Here is a 16415-nt window from a genome sequence, read left to right on the forward strand (position 1 = left end):
CCTTGAGCGGGCTTATTGCTTGGGCATCAGCGCCGCATTGGCGGCCGGGTCCTTCAGGCGCACCTTGGAGGCGTTCTTCTGGTCGTCCGCGCTGGCGAACACCACGCGCCCGCTCTTGACTTCGCCGAACACCGGGATGTTCGCGGTGATGGCGTCATGGTCGGTCTTGGTGAAGGGCTTGTTGTAGGTCGTCACCACGCCCTCGACCGGCGTCGACAGGTCTTCCAGCGCAGCCCTGATCTTCGGGCCGTCGGTGCTGTTGGCCTGCTTGATCGCGGCGGCCAGCAGGTAGATCGAGTCGTAGCCCTGCGCGGCCGACACCGGTGAATCCATGCGGTTGTTCTTGGGCTTGAACTTGGCGATGAAGCTGTCGATGAAGGCCTTGCGCTTGGGTGTCGTCGGCTCCTGGATGAAGGTCTGCGGCATGCGCGCGCCCTCGCCGCCGGGGCCGGCGTTGTCGATGTAGTTGGCCATCGCGAGCGTCCAGCTGCCGACCATCGGCACCTTCCAGCCGAGCTTGGTCATGCCGTTGGCGATCTGCGCCAGCTCGGGGCCGATGCCGTAGGTCAGCACGACTTCGGCGCCGGCTTCCTTGGCCTTCAGCAGCTGGGCCGTCATGTCGACGTCCTTGATGTTGAACTTCTCGACCGCGACCGGCGTGATGCCCTTGGCCTTGAGTGCTTTCTCCAGGTCCTCGCGGCCGAGCTGGCCGTAGTTGGTGGAGTCGGCCAGGATCGCGACCTTCTTGTAGCCGCGGCGGGTGATCGCCTCTTCCACGATCATCGGCGCCTGGATGCTGTCGTGCGCGGCGTTGCGGAACACGTAGTTGTCGGGATCCTTGTCGAACTGGTGCGTGACGATGGAGCCGGTCGCCACGTTGTTCAGCACCGGGATCTTGGCGTCCTGGAAGAAGCGCTGCGAAGCCAGCGCCACGCCGGTGTTGATGTAGCCGACCGCGGCCACCACCTTTTCCTTGTTGATGAATTCCTGCGCGATCTGCACGCCGCGCTCGTTCTTGGCTTCGTCGTCGCGCTCGACGAGTTCGATCTGCCGGCCCATCACGCCGCCGGCCTTGTTGATTTCCTCGGTCGCGAGGCGCACGCCGTCGCGCATGCTCACGCCCATCGAGGACGAACCGCCGGTGAACGGACCGTCGACACCGATCTTGATCGGGTCGGCGGCCATGGCGAAGGTGGCGAGTGCGGCCAGCGCGACGGCCGTGGCGAATTTCTTCGGAAAGCGGGTCAAGGTGTTGTCTCCTGCGGTGAATGGGATGCGTGCCGCGATTGTCTGTATCCGGACGTTGCCGCCTATTCGCATCATTGCGGGGATCGACTGCGTAATACTGCCTACGGGAAAACGCGAATGCGCCGAAGTGACGCTCATCCGGCGCCGCGGCGATCACAATCGCCGCCATGAAACCGAAGGCCAAGCTTCTCCTGCTGGCGGTGGCGCCGCTGCTGCTGGCGATCGTGCTGATCGGCGGACTGCTGGGCGTGGAGACGCAGCACCTCGAGCGGCAGCAGTCGCAGGTGCTGGAAGACGCCCTGCTCACTGCCAAGCGCGAGGAGCTGCGCAACTACGTCGCCCTGGCACTGACCTCGATCGACAACCTGTACGGCGCCGGCCGCGACGACGAGGCGGCCAAGGAACAGGCCAAGGCCATCCTGTCGAGCATGAACTTCGGCAACGACGGCTACTTCTACGTCTACGACCGCGAGGGCCTGTGCCTCGTGCATCCGCGCCAGCCGGACCTGATCGGCCAGAACCTCTGGGACCGGCGCGATGCCGACGGCACCTACATGATCCGCGAGCTGATCGCCCGTGCGCACGAGGGCGGCGGCTTCACGCGCTACCTCTGGCCGAAGCCTTCGAACGGCCGCGTCGAACGCAAGCTCGGCTACTCGGTCGAGCTGCCGCGCTGGGGCTGGATGCTGGGCACCGGCATCTACATCGACGACGTCGATGCAGCGGCGGCACGCCTGCGCGGCAACCTTCTCGCGAGCGTGCGCCAGACGCTGCTCGGCCTGGCGGCCGTGGCCGTGCTCGCGGCGCTCGCGGTGTTCGCCGGCGGCCTGGTGCTGAACATCAGCGAGCAGCGCCAGGCCGACCGCAAGCTCAAGGCACTGGCGCACCGCGTCGTCAGCTCGCAGGAGGAGGAACGGGCCCGCGTCTCGCGCGAACTGCACGACCACATCTGCCAGTTGCTGGTGTCGATCAAGTACCGCTTCGAGCTGATCGGCCACCGGCTGGCCCATCCGGGCGACGAGCCGGTGACGGCGATCGACACCGAACTCGGCGCCTTGTCGCAGGCGATCGGCGAAGTGCGCCGCATCTCCCACGACCTGCGGCCGGCGCTGCTCGACGACCTCGGCCTGCCGGCCGCGCTGGAACACATCGGCAATGAACTCGCACAACGCAGCGGCCTGAAGGTGCAGGTGTCGCCGCACCTGAACGAGGAACGGCTGTCCGAACTCCAGGCGGTGAGCCTGTTCCGCGTCGCGCAGGAGGCGCTGCGGAATGCGGAACGGCACGCACAGGCCAGCCGCATCGACATCCGCCTCGACGATGCCGGCGACCGGCTCGCGCTGCGCATCACCGACGACGGCCGCGGCTTCGACGTGCAGCACGTCGAGCTCAGCAAGGACCGCGGCATCGGCCTGACCAACATGCGCGAACGCGTGGAGCGCAACGGCGGCACCTTCCACATGGAGTCCCGTCCCGGCCATACCTCGCTGACCGCGAGCTTTCCATTGACGGGTGCGGCATGAACGCAGAGACCGCCCTGCCCCGGATCCGGCTGGTGCTTGTCGACGACCACGCGCTGGTGCGCGACGGGCTGTGCGCGCGCCTGGCGGTGGTGCCGCATCTGCAGGTGGTCGGCGAGGCTGCCAGCGGCGCCGAGGCGCTGCAGCTGGCCGAGTCGCTGGCGCCGGACCTGATGCTGATCGACGTCGGCATGCGCGGCATGAACGGGATCGAGCTGGCCACCGCGCTGCGCGCACGGCACCCGTCGATCCGCGTGCTGATGCTCAGCATGTACGACAACCGCGAGTACGTGCAGAGCGCGATCCGCGCAGGCGCGCTCGGCTATGTGCTGAAGGAATCGCCGACCGAGGAGATCCTGGCCGCCATCGGCGCGGTCTGCGTGGGCGGCCGCTATTTCAGCGCCCAGGTCTCGGGGCTGGCGGCGCAGTCGGGCTCGGACGTGCCGCAACTCACCGCGCGCGAGCACGAGGTGCTGGTGCTGCTGGCCCATGGGCGCAGCAACAAGGTGGTCGCGAAGGAGCTCGACATCAGCGTGCGCACGGTCGAGACGCACCGCTTCAGCCTGCGCCGCAAGCTCGGCGTGGACTCCGCAGCGGAGCTGCTGAAGATCGCCGTCACGCACGGCTGGACGACGTTGTAGGCCGATCGAACGCCGCTCAGTCCGCGCCGGCCGGCGCCGCCGGCGGCGCATCGCGGTCGGGCCGCGGATGCTTCTTCTGCGCCCGCGCTTCCTTCTTCGCGCGGCGCTCGGCTTCCAGCAATTCCCCGGCGGCCACCCAGGCGGCGAACTCCTGCGGCGTCTCGAGCGTGATGCGTCCGAGCTTGCCGCTGCGGAATTCGTTCATCACGATCTCGGCCGCCTTCTGGAGGTTGACGCGCCCTTGCCCGAGCAGCGCGCCGCGCTTGCGGCCGATGGCTTCCAGCAGCTGTTCGTCGGTCAAGCCATCGACCGCATCGAGCCCGAAGCGCGCCTGCACCAGAGCGGCATAGTGCTGCCTCAGGGCGTCGAGCAGCTCCAGCGCCACCTCTTCCTCGTCGAAGGCATTGCGGCCAATGGCGCCACTGGCGGCCAGGTTGTAGCCGCTCTTGGCGACGATGATGCGCGGCCACAGCATGCCTGGCGTATCCCACAGGTAGAAGTCGTCAGCCAGCGTGATGCGCTGCTCGAGCTTGGTGATGCCGGCCTCGTCGCCGGTCTTGGCCTTGCGCCCGCCGATGAGTGTGTTGATGAGCGTGGATTTGCCGACGTTGGGAATGCCGCAGATCAGCACCCGCATCGGCTTGGCCATGCCGCCGCGCGAGGGCGCGAGTTCATGGCAGGCGTCGATCAGCCGGCGCGCGGGCGTGGTCTGGCTGGCGTCCAGCCCGATGGCCCGCGTGGCCGGCCGGTCGTTGTAGTGCGCGAGCCAGAGCGCGGTGCGTTCCGGGTCGGCCAGGTCCTGCTTGTTGAGCACCTTGAGGCCCGGCTTGTGGCCGGTGAGATCGGCCAGCATCGGGTTTGCGCTGGAGCCCGGCAGCCGTGCATCGAGAAGCTCGATGACGACGTCGATGTCCTTGACCCGCTCGGCGATGGCCTTCTGGGTCAGGTGCATGTGACCGGGGAACCACTGGATGGCCATCGGGGCGTTCTTTCTTTCGGATTGGCTACGGATTGTCGCCGCAGCCAGGACGGGCGCCCCCGCCCGCTACCCGGCGCTCAGCGCCAGACGTAGTGGCCCGGCACACGATGGCCGTGCTGCCAATGCGGCGGAACCCAGCGCCGATGACGCCGGTGCTCCCAGCGAACCGGCACCACGTCCGCGCGATCGACGACGACGGTGCTGCGCTGCGAAGACGGCGCCGGCTGGGCCAGCGCGGTGCCCGACACCAGGGCGCATGCGGCGAGTGCGAACAGGATCTTCTTCATTTGGCTTTCCTCGTTGATTCTGGCGTGCCGGAATGGGCACACGCCGAAACTACCGCTGCCCTGGCACTTCAGCGTGTAGGCCAAGGGGCTATCGCCGCGTCACCGGACCGGGCGGGCCGTCGGCCTTCGTGCACCGGCACGCTGGCCCAAATGCTTACGCACAGCCGGCCGTTATGGGCGCAAAGTCGCGTTGTGCTCAACGACGCGAAAAGGACAACGCATGCAGATTCAAGTCAACACCGGCAACGGCATCGAGAACAAGGACGCCCTGGAGCGCTGGGCTGACGGCGAAATCCGCCAGACACTGGGCCGTTTCGCAGCCGACGTGACGCGCGTCGAGATTCACCTGAGCGACGAGAACCACGACGCCAGCGGCGGCGGCGCCAGGCGTTGCGTGATGGAGGCCCGCCTCGTCCATCACCAGCCGGTGGCGGTGACGCAGCATGCGCCGAATCTCGACGAGGCCTTTCGCGGCGCATCCGACAAGCTCAAGCGGGCGCTCGACAGTGCACTCGGCCGTCTCAACAACCACCGCGACCGCGATTCGATCCGCAAGGATGGCGGCGCGGTCGCCGAATGACCCGCGGGATGGCGCTCAGCCGCGGCGCCGCGCCATCGCCTTGCCGACCTCGTTGCTGCCCTGGGCCGCGCCGCTCTGCGGCACGATCTCGCCGCTGCGGCCGGTCACCTCGGCCAGGCGCTCTGCGAGCTGCTCGGGCGCATCGGCGCCGAGGCCGATCCAGGCGCCGTTCGTCAGCGTGATGTGCGCGGCCTCGAAGGTGCCGGCGCCGGCGCAGAGGATGGTGCGGCTGGGCGCGTCCTGCGCGGCCAGCACCAGCATCGCGGGCACCACGGCTTCGGGCTGGAGCGCGGCGAGCACGTCCTCGGGCATCAGGTCCTCGGTCATGCGCGTCGCGGCGGTGGGCGCGAGGCAGTTGACGCGGATGTCGTTCTTCGCGCCTTCGATGCTGAGCGTCTGCATGAGTCCGACGAGCGCCATCTTGGCCGCGCCGTAGTTGCTCTGGCCGAAGTTGCCGTAGAGGCCCGACGACGAGGTGGTCATCACGATGCGGCCGTACTTCTGCGCATTCATGACCGGCCACACGGCCTTGGTGCAATGGACGGCGCCCATCAGGTGCACGTCGAGCACCAGCCGGAAATCGGCGAGCTCCATCTTGGCGAAGCTCTTGTCGCGCAGGATGCCGGCATTGTTGACGAGGATGTCGACCCGGCCCCATGCATCGACCGCCTGCTGCACCATCGCCTGCACGGCCTCGAAGTCGGTGACCGAGGCGCCGTTGGCGATGGCCTCGCCGCCGGCCGCCCGGATCTCGTCGACCACGGCCTGTGCCGCGCTCGCCGAGCCGCCGGAGCCGTCGCGCGCGCCGCCGAGGTCGTTGACCAGAACCCGGGCGCCGCGCGCGGCCAATGCCAGCGCATGCTGGCGACCCAGGCCGCCCCCGGCGCCGGTCACGATGGCCACGCGGCCGCTGAAGTCGATGCTGCTCATGGAATGATTGCTTTCCGAAGTCGATGACGCGTGGCGTTTTACCTCAGAAAGCAGGCGCCCGGCCCGCAAGGCGTGCGGCTTCAGTCGTGCCGGCGACTCATCTTCTCGCAGTAGTCGAGCAGCAGATCGATCTCCGCCGACTTGTCGAAGAAGGCGTCGGCGCCCAGCGCCTTGGAGCGGGCACGCATGTCGGGCGTGGCGTAGTTGCTCAGCACGACGACCTTCTGATGGGCCGCCCGCCTGCGGCAAGCATCGACCACCCCGAGCCCGTTGCCCTCCTGCAGGAACAGGTCGACGATGGCCATGTCCCAGCTGTCGCGGTGCGATCCCAGCCATGCCACCGCTTCGCTTTCCCCGCTGGCATGCGCGATCACCGTGGCGTCGGCGATGTCCTCGAGGAAGCCGACCAGGTTTTCACGGATCACTGCGTTGTCTTCGACCAGATAGGTCTTGAAAGTCATGGAGCGGTCGATCAAGGGACTGCGAGCTGTCGGGATGGATGACGCCATCATGCAACCCGCTCGCTTCGCCGCGGTGGGCCATGTCGGCCAATGAAGGTAGGCGCGGGCCTACCCGAATCGCCGCCGCGCGCTCAGACAGTGCCCTGGGCCACCGCCGCAGGCACCTCGGACCAGTGGTTCTTGAAGCCGAGCCGCGCGGGCGAGACGTACTGCTCGCGATAGACCTCGAAGGGCATCGTGTCGGTCTCCTCGATGCGCTTCTGGGCCGCGATCGACACCAGCGTGGCGCGCTCGAACTCGACCTCCGCCTCGGCCGACAAGGGCAGCGCCAGCAGCGTCTCGCGAGTCTGCGCGGACTGCGCGCGCACGAAGTCGATGAAGGAATTGCCGTGCGTCTTCGCCATCGTCTCCAGCACCCGTGCCGAAGGCAGGATCGCCGGCGCGTTCAGGGCCGCTTCGGCGGCGCGCACCGCCTCGGCATGCGCACTGCCGCCATGCACGGCATCGAGCGCGGCCGCGATGGGCCCGAACTGCTCCAGCAATTCGGCACCCCACGCCACCAGCTTGAGGTCGCGCCCGCCGCGCTGCAGATGCAGGCCCGGCTCGCGCCCGCGCGCGGCGGTGAGATGCTGGTTGTGCGCGAGTTCGGCGATCTCCTCGCGCGTGTCGGGCGGACTGTCGGCCAGCAGGCAATGCAGGAGGAACACGTCGATGAAGCGCATGGTCTCGGCCGTGATGCCGACGGGCTCGAAGGGATCGAGGTCCATCAGGCGCACCTCGACGTATTCCACGCCGCGCTCGCGCAGCGCATGCAGCGGCCGCTCGCCGGGATAGATCACGCGCTTGGGCCGGATGGTGCCGTAGAACTCGTTCTCGATCTGCAGCAGGCTGGTGGCGAGCTGGTTGTAGTCGCCGCCGAGGTTGCGGATGCCGATCGCCTCGTAGGCCGGCCAGGGCCGCGTGAGCGCATCCTGCAGCGAGGCGCCGTAGCCGTCCAGGTTGTTGTAGCTCACGGCCAGCGAGGCCTGCGCCTCGCTCTGGTAGCCCAGCCGGCCCATGCGCAGCGAGGTGCCGTGCGGCATGTGCATGCTGCCCTCGCCCAGCGGCAGCAGTTCGTGCGGCCGGCCGTCGACGAAGGTCGAACACAGCGCCGGCGAGGCGCCGAACAGGTAGAGCAGCAGGAAGGCGTGGCGGCGGAAATTGCGGATCAGCGCGAAGTACTGTTCGCTCGACACATCGGGCATCGACCAGTTGTAGTGGATGCCCGAGATGGTCTGCATGCGCCGGCCGTAGCGATGGCTCAGGCCCATGCGGTAGACGCTCTTGGCGCGCCCGACATTGGACGAGCCGTAGCGGCCGATCGGAATGGTCTCGTCGGGTGGCAGGCCGCAGGGCATGCTCGAGACCCACAGCCTTTCGTCGCCGGCCTGCGCCAGCACGCGGTAGGTGAACTGGTGCACGCGCGTGAGTTCTTCCAGGGCGGCCTCGACCGTCGTGTGGGCGCCGGTGATGAGTTCGAGCTGCGATTCGCTGAAGTCGGTCGTGATGTGCGGATGCGTGAGCGCCGAGCCGAGCGCCGCCGGATGCGGCGTCATCACCAGCTTGCCGCCAGGCTGGGCGCGCAGGCTTTCCTTCTCGATCCCTCGCCGGACTCCCTTCAGCCTCGCGGGCGAGAGCGCGTCGAGGCGCTCCTTCAGTTTGCTCATGTTCGTATGACCCATCGTTCTTTGTGGGGCTGGAAGGTAGCACGGGCGCAAAAGACTCGCAGGCGGGCTGGAATGGCCGCAAATCTCAGCCCAGCACGCGCAGCAGGAAGCGGTTCAGATCGGCGATTTCCTCCATGCAGACCGAATGCTCCATCGGATATTCGTGCCACTCGACGGCGTAGCCGAGCGCCGTCAGCGCATCGCGCGTGGCGGTGGCGCGCGGGATCACCACCACGCCGTCGCGCTGGCCGTGGGCCAGGAAAATGGGCGTGTCCCGGTTGGACGCATGGCGCTCGGCGGCGGTGGTCGCGGCCAGCGGCAGATAGCCCGAGAGGCCGACGATGCCGGCCAGGCGCTCGGCATGGCGCAGGCCGGTCATCAGCGCCATCGCGCAGCCTTGGGAGAAGCCGGCGATGACGATCCGGCGGGCGGGAATGCCGCGCGCCTTCTCGTTCGCGATCAGGGCTTCGATGGCCGCCTGGGAGCGGCGCAGCCCGGCTTCGTCCTCCCGCTTGACGAGATCGGTTCCCACAATGTCGTACCAGGCCGGCATCGCATGGCCGCCGTTGATGGTGACGGGAATCACCGGCGCATTGGGAAACACGAAGCGCACCGGACCGACACGGCCCAAGTCGAGTTCATTGGCGATCGGCACGAAGTCATTGCCGTCGGCGCCCAGGCCGTGCATGACGAGGACGGTGGCCGTCGGGTTCGGGCCGGTTTCGATTTCGATGGGAGGAAGTGACATGGTTCCGAAGTTACCGCAGAACGGCCCGTCACTGCATCGGGACGGCGGGTTGGCTGACTCGGGCGCCATGTCCGGATGCCTAGGATCGATGCTCGCTCGAAGGGAATCCACGTTGAGCCATCATTCAGACAGGCACGCTGCCGACGCTCTTTTCGTCAAGCCCAAGTTCGCAGGCGTCGTCATGGTCTGCGGCGATTGCGAGCGGCGGGACAACGGCCCCTCGAAGCTCAGGGCCAAGGAGGTCCGCAAGCAGCTCAAGCGCGGCATGGGGAACCTGCCTGTGCGGCTTCGCGTCGTCCAGTGCACTTGCCTGGGGCTCTGTCCGAAGAAGGCGCTTGCCATCGCCGCGGCGGCGAACAGCGGCGGCGTGCGTGCTGCGGAAGTCTGCTCGGAGGCCGAGGCGGACGCCGTGGCCGTGCGCTGGGCGCAGGACTTCCGTTAGCGCCTGAGCACAATGCCGTCTCCAGCGGCCCGAGGAGACAAGGATGCTGACGTTGATCGGCGCGACGACCTCAAGTGCATGGGCGAGCGGCCGCACGTGAAAACGGTCAACGCCGAGCGCAAGGCCAACACCGAGTTCATGCTCAAGCGCTATGGAAGCGCGTGCCGTGCGTCCGGCGCCATCGACGCACGCTGGATGCATTCGACGAACTGCCGCGCTGCCGGCGTCAGGCGATCGCCCTTGCGCTGGATCACGCAGACGCGCAGCGCCGGCAGCTTTTCCTTGATCTCCAAGCGCTTGATGCCGTGGTTCCTGAACGCGAGGCCGACGAGCGGCTCGACGAACAAGCCGACCAGGTCCATGTGGCCGACCAGGCCGAGCGCCACCGTCACTGACTGGCCCTGGATCACGCGCGCAGGCGGCGCCATCCCGAGCGGCGAGAACAGCGGCGCCACCGATTCGCGGTCGAGATCGCCATCGCCGGGCAGCACCCATTCGGCCGCATGCAGCAGGCGCAGCGAACCGCAGTGGCGCAGCGGATGGCGGGCGCGCGCACCGACCACGAGTTGCACGGGATAGAGCTCGGTGCTCTCGAAGTCCTCGCTCAGCGTGCCGGGCACCACGTGGGCGACGGCGAAGTCGAGATTGCCGTCGCGCAGGCGCGAGAGCATCCAGGGCAGCACCGCCTCGCTGAAATGCACAGCGACGGCCGGCAGGCGCGCATGGAATTCCTTGAACGCCGCCGGCAGCACCGTGAGCGCGAAGGAGGTGCTGACCGCAACGGCCACCTTGCCGGTGGCGCCGTCGCGGATCTGCGCGATCTCGTCGCGCGCACGGCGCATGTCCGCCAGCAGCAGGCGCGCGCGCGGCGCGAAGGCCTCGCCGTATTCGGTGAGCCGCACGCCCTTCACGCTGCGTTCGACCAGCGGCGCGCCGACCTCGCGCTCCAGCTCGCGCACGATCTTGGTCACCGCGGGCTGCGAGATGCCGAGAGCGCGCGCCGCGCCGCGGATGCTCATCTGTTCGACCACCGCGACGAAGGCCAGCAGTTGATTGGGCTTCATGAAAACCAAAAGTTATCGTAACCACTCAATTATTGTCTTTTCATGTGCAAGCCGACTCTCTAGCATCCCGGCGCGACAACCCCACGACACAGGACCTCGATGACCCTCACCCGCACGCGCCTCAGCCGGCGCCAGACCATCGCTGCGACCACCATCGGCAATGCGCTGGAATTCTTCGACTTCACGGTCTACGGCTTTCTCGCGCTGGTGATCGGCAAGCTCTTCTTCCCGACCTTCAATGCCTACGGCCAGCTGCTGCTGACGGTGGCGAGCTTCGGGGTCGGCTTCATCATGCGGCCGCTGGGCGGCATCATGATCGGCGCCTACGCCGACCGCGTGGGCCGCAAGAAGGCGATGACGCTGACGATCTTCATGATGGCGCTGGGCTGCGCCATGATCGCCTTCGCGCCGACCTATGCGCAGATCGGCGTCGCGGCGCCGCTGCTGATCGTGGCGGCGCGGCTCATCCAGGGCTTCTCGGCGGGCGGCGAAGTCGGCGCCTCCACCACGCTGCTGGTCGAGCACGCGACACCGGCCAACCGCGGCTACATGGCAAGCTGGCAATTCGCCAGCCAGGGCCTGGGCATCCTGATCGGCGCCGTGGTGGTGGGCATCCTGTCGACCGTGCTCGGACCGCAGGGCATGGAAAGCTGGGGCTGGCGCGTGCCCTTCTTCCTCGGCATGCTGATCGCACCCGTCGGCATGTACATCCGCCGCCACCTCGAGGAATCGCTCGAGATCGAGGACGAGCCGGCCGGCGCGGCACCGCGCCGCAGCAGCCTCGCCGAGGTCTGCAGCGACCACGGCAAGACCGTGCTCGCCGGCATCCTCACCACCATCGGCGGCACCGTCGCGGCCTATGTCGTGACCTTCTACATGCCCACCTACGCAATCCGCGAACTCGGCCTGCCGCCGCCGGTGGCGCTGTTCGGTGCCGCGCTGGTCGGGCTGCTGTCCTTCGGGCTGGCGCCCTTCATCGGCCGCTGGTCCGATCGCGCCGGGCGCAAGTCGCTGATCGTCTGGGCCCGCGTGGCGCTGCTGGTGCTGATCTATCCGGGCTTCTTCTGGCTCAATGCATCGCCCACGCCGGCCGTGCTGTTCATCGTGGTCGGCGTGTTGAGCTCGCTGCTGGTCATGCAGACGGTGCCGGGCATCACGATGCTGCCCGAGATGTTCCCGAAGCATGTGCGCGCCAGCGGCATGTCGCTGGTCTACAGCGTGGGCGTCGCGCTGTTCGGCGGCTTCTCGCCCTTCATCAGCGCCTGGCTGCTCAACGCCACCGGCAACAAGCTGGCACCGGCCTGGTACCTGCTCGCGATGACGCTGGTGTCGCTGCTGGGCCTGCTGTGGCTCGAGGACTTCACCGGCAAGGACATCGATGCTGCCGGCGCCCACCAACCCGCTCACTGAACCGTTTCGAGGATCGACCATGTACAGCACGTCTGCCACCCGCCATTTCTCGGGCACCTATGCCGAAGCACGGCGCAAGTTCCTCGATGCTGCCGCCGGGCGCGGCGCGCGTGTCGAATCCTTCGTTCTCGAAGGCCATCAAGGCGCCGCCGGCGAAACGCTGGCCACCGATGTCGCCTGCCTCGGCACACCGGACGCGGACAAGCTGCTGATCGTCACTTCCGGCACGCACGGCCCCGAGGGCTTCTGCGGCTCGGGCTGCCAGATCGCGACGCTGAACGATGCCGACCTGCTGTCGCGCATCGCGCAGGCGAACATCGCGCTGCTGCTGATCCATGCGGTCAATCCGCATGGCTTCTCGCACCTGCACCGCACCAACGAGGACAACATCGACCTGAACCGCAACCACATCGCCTTCGATGCGCCGCCGCCGGCCAACACCGCCTATGACGGCGTCGAAGCCCTCGTGCTGCCGGCCAGCTGGCCGCCCACGGCCGAGGACGACGCGGCGCTGGCCGCCTACGTCGCGCAGCACGGCATGCGCGCCTTCCGCGCTGCGGTGACGGCCGGTCAGTACCACTCGCCCGACGGTCTGTTCTATGGCGGCCAGGCGCCGGCATGGAGCAACCGCACGGTGCGCGGCATCCTGCGCAAGTACGGCGCCCGGGCCCGCCACATCGGCTGGATCGACATCCACACCGGCCTCGGTCCCTACGGCCACGGCGAGAAGATCTATCCGGGCCGCAATGCGCCGGCCGACATCGCGCTCGCGCACGCCTGGTGGGGCACCGACGTCTTCGCGCCCTTCGACGGCCAGTCGGCTTCGGCCGATGTGTCGGGGCCGGTGGTCTCGGCGGTCTACGACGAATGCCCGCAAGCCAGCGCGACGATGATGGGCCTGGAGTTCGGCACCCTCCCCGACCAGGAAGTGCTGACCCGCCTGCGCGCCGACACCTGGCTGCGCCGCCATCCCGAAGCCCCGCCCGAACAGCAGCGCGCCATCCGCCAGGGCGTGCGCGATGCCTTCTATTGCGACAACGACGAATGGAAGGGCATGGTGCTGGGGCAGACGCGCGTGGTGCTGCTGCAGACGGTGCAGGGCCTCAAGAGCGCCAAGCCGCTGGCGGGTGGCTGACTCTCACAAGAGCGCGGTGGCCTCCATTTCCACCTTGAGGCCGAAATGAAGCGGTCCTGTCGGGATGACCGCCCGTGCGGGACGCGAGCTTCCCACCCACTGCCGGTACAGCCCGTCGAAGGCCGGCCAGTTGGCGATGTCGTCCACATAGACGCGCACCTGCACCAGGCGGTCGACGCCTGAACCGGCCGCCAGCAGGGCCTCCCGCACATTCGCCAGGACCTGCGCGGCCTGGTCCTCGAAAGAGGCATCGACCCTGCGCGTGCCATCGGGCGCGATGGGAAGCTGGCCAGAGACGAAAACCCATCCGCCACCCGTGCAGGCATGGCTGTAGTGGCCGCCCGGCTTGGCAAGCGAAGGAACCTCGACAGGGACCGGGCCGGGCGAACTGCCAGGCGCCACGGCGTCGTCACCAGCCATGAAAGCGCTTCCAGGTCTGCACGGAGCCGTCCTCGGCCAGTGCGTGGTATTCGGGAAACTGCGCACCGGTGGCACATGCGTGGTTGGGCCATATCCTCAGCCGTGTCCCCATGGGGAAACGGCTGACGATGTCCGTGTCCACCGGCCCCTCGTGCGAGACGATGCCGTGCTCCTGGTTGGCGGCCGACAGCAAATAGCCCTCGAGGGGTTGTCCATCCAGGGTGCAGACCTGGCCGTAGCCGTAGTCGCGTTGCTGCCTGGCCGTGCCCGTGTCGCGGCTCATCGCCATCCAGCCCGCATCGACGATGGCCCAGCCCTTGTCGGCCTGGTGACCGATGACGGTGGTGAGCACGCTCAGCGCGATGTCCTCTTCGCTGCACACGCCGACATTGCGCATCACCAGATCGAAGAACACGTAGACGCCGGCGCGCAGTTCGGTCACGCCTTCCAGCGATCTGGCCTCCAGCGCCGTCGGCGTGGACCCCACCGAGACGACGGGGCACGGCAGCCCCGCGTCGCGCAGCCGCTCTGCGGCCCGCACGCAGCCGGCGCGCTCCTGCTCGGCCAGGTTCGCGATCGCCTGCGGCGTGTTCAGCTCATAGCTGGACCCCGCATGCGTCAGCACGCCAGCCAGACGCATGCCGCCCTCGTGCAGCACGCGGCCCACTTCCAGCAGACGCTTGTCTTCCGGCTCGATGCCGGAGCGATGGCCATCCGTGTCGATTTCGACGAGCACTTCGAAGGCATGCTCGTGTTCGCGGCCGAAGTCGACGATGGCCTGCGCGCCTTCGACGCTGTCGGTCAGGATCTGAAGCGCGCAGCCTCGCTGGCGCAAGGCCAGCGCATGGGCCAGCCGGTGCGGCGCCATGCCGACGGCATAGAGGATGTCGGCGACGCCTTGCGAGAAAAACTGTTCGGCCTCCTTCAAGGTCGAGACGGTGATGCCGCTCGCACCGGCATCGCGCTGCGCTGCGACCACGTGGGCGCATTTGGTGGTCTTGACGTGCGGGCGAAGGCGCACGCCCAGCGCATCGGCGCGTGCCTGCATGCGTGCGATGTTGTGCTGCATCCGCCGCAGCGAAATGAGGGCCGCGGGCGTGTCCAGAGTGGCGAGAGTGTCTTGCATGGTGTTCGCTTCAGTCGAGGTAGTCGCCCTTGGCCTTGAGCGCCGGTACGTCCTCTCGGATGCCACGCGCGATGAGGCCGCTGACGGCGGCGGGCGTGGTATCGGCGGGCTTCGGCAGCTCGACGCCCAATCCTTCCATCTGTTGGCGCAGCGCGGTGTCGGCAACCGCATATTGCAAGGCGATGGTCAACCGGGCCAGCACGGACTGCGGCGTGCCGCGCGGGGCGAAGAATGCGTTCCAGGAGCGCACATCCAGCGGATAGCCGGCTTCGGTTGCCGTGCCGGTCCGGGGCAACTGCGCCAGGCGGGTCTTCGACAGAACGGCGATGGCCTTGATGCGCCCGCCGGCAATCTGCGGCAGCGCGGTCGTGGTCTGGTCGCACATGAAATCGGTCTGGCCGCCCATGAGGTCGTTGGCTGCGGGAGCCACGCCCTTGTAGGGGATGTGGGTGACGTTCTGACCGATGGACGACAGCAGCAGCACGCAGCCGTAGTGCGAGATGGAGCCGACACCCGCGCTCCCGTACGAGGCCTTGTCCTTGTTCTTCGCCACCCAGGCAACGAACTCGCGCAGGTTGCCAGCCGGAAGGTCGGCACGGGCCAGGAGCAGCATGGGCGCCGCGCCCGCAGGACCGATCGGCGCGAAATCCGCAACAGGGTCATAGGCGAGCTTCTTGTAGAGGGCGACGTTGGCCACATGCGTGCCGATGCCTCCGAAGGCGATGGTGTAGCCATCTGCGTTGGCCTTGATGGCCTTGGTCAGCCCGATGACACCGTTGGCGCCTCCCAGGTTCTCGATGACGATCGGCTGGCCCAGGTTCTCCCCCATCTTCTGTGCCACGGCACGTGCCAGCGCATCGCTGGGGCCGCCGGCCGGGAACGGAACGATCAGAGTCACCGCATGGGTGGGGAACGCTGTAGCGGCCATGGCGGCCGGTGCGGTCAACAAAGTGGCACACAAGGCCGCAAGGCCGGCGATCAGGCGTATCGAGAGTTTCATGGCAATGTCGTGAATGGAAAAGAGGCGATCAGGAAGCGGCAAGGTGGAAGGTCCGCAGCCATGCCAGCGCGCCCTCCAGCGTGGGCGATTCAGTCTCTGCGAGCGGTGCGCCCTGGGGACGCGGCAACCCCACGCGGTTGTGCCAGTAAGTCCGCAATCCGACGCTGGCGGTGCCGAACATGTCGTAGCCCGACCCGGCAACGAATGCGGCGTCTCGTGGCGCCAGGCCCAGCCGATCCAGCGCCAGCCGGTAGGGCCGAGGGTCCGGCTTGTAGAAGCCCGCTTCCTCGGAGCTGACAACCACGTCCCAGTCGATGCCCAACCGGGCTGCGGCACGCGCGCCCAACGCGCGCGAGCAGTTGGTCACCACGCCCAGCTTGCAGTACGGCTCGAGCGCCCGCAGGAGTTCGGTCGCCCCGCTCCAGACAGGCAGTTCATCCCAATGGTCTTCCAGCAACTCGGGTGCACGTGCGGGCAGCCCCACGGTGGCGGCGGCTTGGCGCACGAGGTCTTCGTAGGGCACGTAAGCGCCGCAGCCATACGTCAGCCGCAGGTATTCCGCGCGCCAACGACGGCCCAGGGGTTCGGAGCCCGCAGCAGCGTTCCAGACGCTCCAGGAGTCGAGCAGCGCGGTGAGCAGATCGAACAGCACGGCGCGGGGGTAATGGTCGCCCGTGGCGACGGCGGTGGAGGCATCTTGCATGCGGCCACTGTAGGT

The 16415-nt window shown here is 67.9% G+C and carries 18 protein-coding genes; 6 read left to right on the forward strand and 12 right to left on the reverse strand.

Going from position 1 to position 16415, the window contains the following annotated elements; genetic code table 11:
* Positions 1-12: 12 nt before the first annotated feature.
* Positions 13-1185 carry an ABC transporter substrate-binding protein gene (locus WDLP6_RS16885; protein WP_174259942.1) on the reverse strand — a complete coding sequence of 391 codons (1173 nt, stop codon included), beginning with the start codon at positions 1183-1185 and terminating at the stop codon, positions 13-15.
* A 230-nt stretch (positions 1186-1415) separates the two neighbouring features.
* Here WDLP6_RS16885 and WDLP6_RS16890 point away from each other — a divergent pair, with 230 nt between their 5' ends.
* Entirely contained in the window at positions 1416-2771 is a 1356-nt protein-coding gene (locus WDLP6_RS16890) for a cache domain-containing protein (protein ID WP_162593277.1), read from the forward strand.
* Entirely contained in the window at positions 2768-3409 is a 642-nt protein-coding gene (locus tag WDLP6_RS16895; protein WP_162593278.1) for a response regulator, read from the forward strand. The genes WDLP6_RS16890 and WDLP6_RS16895 overlap by 4 nt, the downstream gene beginning before the upstream one ends.
* A gap of 16 nt (positions 3410-3425) precedes the next feature.
* Here WDLP6_RS16895 and ylqF read toward each other — a convergent pair whose 3' ends face one another.
* Both ylqF and WDLP6_RS16905 read right to left on the reverse strand, forming a co-directional pair.
* Positions 3426-4388 (reverse strand): ribosome biogenesis GTPase YlqF, encoded by a 963-nt coding sequence (gene ylqF, locus WDLP6_RS16900; RefSeq protein WP_162593279.1) that lies wholly within the window; start codon positions 4386-4388, stop codon positions 3426-3428.
* A gap of 77 nt (positions 4389-4465) precedes the next feature.
* On the reverse strand, positions 4466-4675 hold the full coding sequence (locus WDLP6_RS16905) for a hypothetical protein (RefSeq protein ID WP_162568266.1): 210 nt from the start codon (positions 4673-4675) through the stop codon (positions 4466-4468).
* A gap of 220 nt (positions 4676-4895) precedes the next feature.
* Between WDLP6_RS16905 and WDLP6_RS16910 the strand changes: the two genes are divergently transcribed.
* Positions 4896-5255: an HPF/RaiA family ribosome-associated protein gene (locus WDLP6_RS16910; RefSeq protein ID WP_162593280.1), complete on the forward strand. Its 360-nt coding sequence runs from the start codon at positions 4896-4898 to the stop codon at positions 5253-5255.
* Positions 5256-5270: 15 nt separating this feature from the next.
* Here WDLP6_RS16910 and WDLP6_RS16915 read toward each other — a convergent pair whose 3' ends face one another.
* From WDLP6_RS16915 to WDLP6_RS16930, 4 genes are all read right to left on the reverse strand, one after another.
* Complete coding sequence (locus WDLP6_RS16915) at positions 5271-6185, reverse strand: SDR family NAD(P)-dependent oxidoreductase (RefSeq protein WP_162593281.1); 915 nt, start codon at positions 6183-6185, stop codon at positions 5271-5273.
* 80 nt (positions 6186-6265) lie between these two features.
* The gene (locus tag WDLP6_RS16920; RefSeq protein WP_162593282.1) at positions 6266-6646 is read right to left on the reverse strand and encodes a response regulator; all 381 of its coding nucleotides are present in this window, start codon (positions 6644-6646) and stop codon (positions 6266-6268) included.
* A 131-nt stretch (positions 6647-6777) separates the two neighbouring features.
* Positions 6778-8352, reverse strand: coding sequence for a glutamate--cysteine ligase (gene gshA, locus WDLP6_RS16925; protein WP_232077094.1), 1575 nt, complete (start codon positions 8350-8352; stop codon positions 6778-6780).
* Between the two features lie 85 nt (positions 8353-8437).
* On the reverse strand, positions 8438-9100 hold the full coding sequence (locus WDLP6_RS16930) for an alpha/beta hydrolase (protein ID WP_162593284.1): 663 nt from the start codon (positions 9098-9100) through the stop codon (positions 8438-8440).
* 112 nt (positions 9101-9212) lie between these two features.
* Between WDLP6_RS16930 and WDLP6_RS16935 the strand changes: the two genes are divergently transcribed.
* A complete protein-coding gene (locus WDLP6_RS16935; protein WP_162593285.1) occupies positions 9213-9542 on the forward strand; it encodes a hypothetical protein in 330 nt (109 codons plus the stop codon).
* 149 nt (positions 9543-9691) lie between these two features.
* Here the strand turns inward: WDLP6_RS16935 and WDLP6_RS16940 are convergent, their stop codons facing one another.
* On the reverse strand, positions 9692-10606 hold the full coding sequence (locus WDLP6_RS16940; protein WP_162593286.1) for a LysR substrate-binding domain-containing protein: 915 nt from the start codon (positions 10604-10606) through the stop codon (positions 9692-9694).
* Positions 10607-10705: 99 nt separating this feature from the next.
* Here WDLP6_RS16940 and WDLP6_RS16945 point away from each other — a divergent pair, with 99 nt between their 5' ends.
* A complete protein-coding gene (locus tag WDLP6_RS16945) occupies positions 10706-12016 on the forward strand; it encodes an MFS transporter (RefSeq protein WP_162593287.1) in 1311 nt (436 codons plus the stop codon).
* Between the two features lie 19 nt (positions 12017-12035).
* A complete protein-coding gene (locus WDLP6_RS16950) occupies positions 12036-13151 on the forward strand; it encodes a M14 family metallopeptidase (protein ID WP_162593288.1) in 1116 nt (371 codons plus the stop codon).
* A gap of 3 nt (positions 13152-13154) precedes the next feature.
* On the opposite strand, the gene WDLP6_RS16955 is transcribed toward WDLP6_RS16950, so the two are convergent.
* From WDLP6_RS16955 to WDLP6_RS16970, 4 genes are read right to left on the reverse strand one after another with little or no spacing between them, the layout of a single operon-like run.
* Positions 13155-13571 (reverse strand): RidA family protein, encoded by a 417-nt coding sequence (locus WDLP6_RS16955; RefSeq protein WP_162593289.1) that lies wholly within the window; start codon positions 13569-13571, stop codon positions 13155-13157.
* Positions 13561-14697: a DSD1 family PLP-dependent enzyme gene (locus WDLP6_RS16960; RefSeq protein WP_162593290.1), complete on the reverse strand. Its 1137-nt coding sequence runs from the start codon at positions 14695-14697 to the stop codon at positions 13561-13563. Before WDLP6_RS16960 ends, WDLP6_RS16955 begins: the two co-directional genes overlap by 11 nt.
* 10 nt (positions 14698-14707) lie before the next feature.
* On the reverse strand, positions 14708-15697 hold the full coding sequence (locus WDLP6_RS16965; protein WP_162593291.1) for a tripartite tricarboxylate transporter substrate-binding protein: 990 nt from the start codon (positions 15695-15697) through the stop codon (positions 14708-14710).
* 28 nt (positions 15698-15725) lie between these two features.
* A complete protein-coding gene (locus WDLP6_RS16970; protein WP_162593292.1) occupies positions 15726-16400 on the reverse strand; it encodes an HAD family hydrolase in 675 nt (224 codons plus the stop codon).
* Positions 16401-16415: the final 15 nt, after the last annotated feature.

Source organism: Variovorax sp. PBL-E5, from assembly GCF_901827185.1.
Classification (GTDB): domain Bacteria; phylum Pseudomonadota; class Gammaproteobacteria; order Burkholderiales; family Burkholderiaceae_C; genus Variovorax.

Coding starts and splice junctions, on each gene's coding strand:
- WDLP6_RS16930 (WP_162593284.1), bottom strand. CDS start 9,100: ATGTCACTTCCTCCCATCGAAATCGAAACCGGCCCGAACCCGACGGCC.
- WDLP6_RS16890 (WP_162593277.1), top strand. CDS start 1,416: ATGAAACCGAAGGCCAAGCTTCTCCTGCTGGCGGTGGCGCCGCTGCTG.
- WDLP6_RS16915 (WP_162593281.1), bottom strand. CDS start 6,185: ATGAGCAGCATCGACTTCAGCGGCCGCGTGGCCATCGTGACCGGCGCC.
- ylqF (WP_162593279.1), bottom strand. CDS start 4,388: ATGGCCATCCAGTGGTTCCCCGGTCACATGCACCTGACCCAGAAGGCC.
- WDLP6_RS16945 (WP_162593287.1), top strand. CDS start 10,706: ATGACCCTCACCCGCACGCGCCTCAGCCGGCGCCAGACCATCGCTGCG.
- WDLP6_RS16920 (WP_162593282.1), bottom strand. CDS start 6,646: ATGACTTTCAAGACCTATCTGGTCGAAGACAACGCAGTGATCCGTGAA.
- WDLP6_RS16910 (WP_162593280.1), top strand. CDS start 4,896: ATGCAGATTCAAGTCAACACCGGCAACGGCATCGAGAACAAGGACGCC.
- WDLP6_RS16905 (WP_162568266.1), bottom strand. CDS start 4,675: ATGAAGAAGATCCTGTTCGCACTCGCCGCATGCGCCCTGGTGTCGGGC.
- WDLP6_RS16895 (WP_162593278.1), top strand. CDS start 2,768: ATGAACGCAGAGACCGCCCTGCCCCGGATCCGGCTGGTGCTTGTCGAC.
- WDLP6_RS16950 (WP_162593288.1), top strand. CDS start 12,036: ATGTACAGCACGTCTGCCACCCGCCATTTCTCGGGCACCTATGCCGAA.
- WDLP6_RS16965 (WP_162593291.1), bottom strand. CDS start 15,697: ATGAAACTCTCGATACGCCTGATCGCCGGCCTTGCGGCCTTGTGTGCC.
- WDLP6_RS16970 (WP_162593292.1), bottom strand. CDS start 16,400: ATGCAAGATGCCTCCACCGCCGTCGCCACGGGCGACCATTACCCCCGC.
- WDLP6_RS16955 (WP_162593289.1), bottom strand. CDS start 13,571: ATGGCTGGTGACGACGCCGTGGCGCCTGGCAGTTCGCCCGGCCCGGTC.
- WDLP6_RS16940 (WP_162593286.1), bottom strand. CDS start 10,606: ATGAAGCCCAATCAACTGCTGGCCTTCGTCGCGGTGGTCGAACAGATG.
- WDLP6_RS16885 (WP_174259942.1), bottom strand. CDS start 1,185: ATGGCCGCCGACCCGATCAAGATCGGTGTCGACGGTCCGTTCACCGGC.
- gshA (WP_232077094.1), bottom strand. CDS start 8,352: ATGAGCAAACTGAAGGAGCGCCTCGACGCGCTCTCGCCCGCGAGGCTG.
- WDLP6_RS16960 (WP_162593290.1), bottom strand. CDS start 14,697: ATGCAAGACACTCTCGCCACTCTGGACACGCCCGCGGCCCTCATTTCG.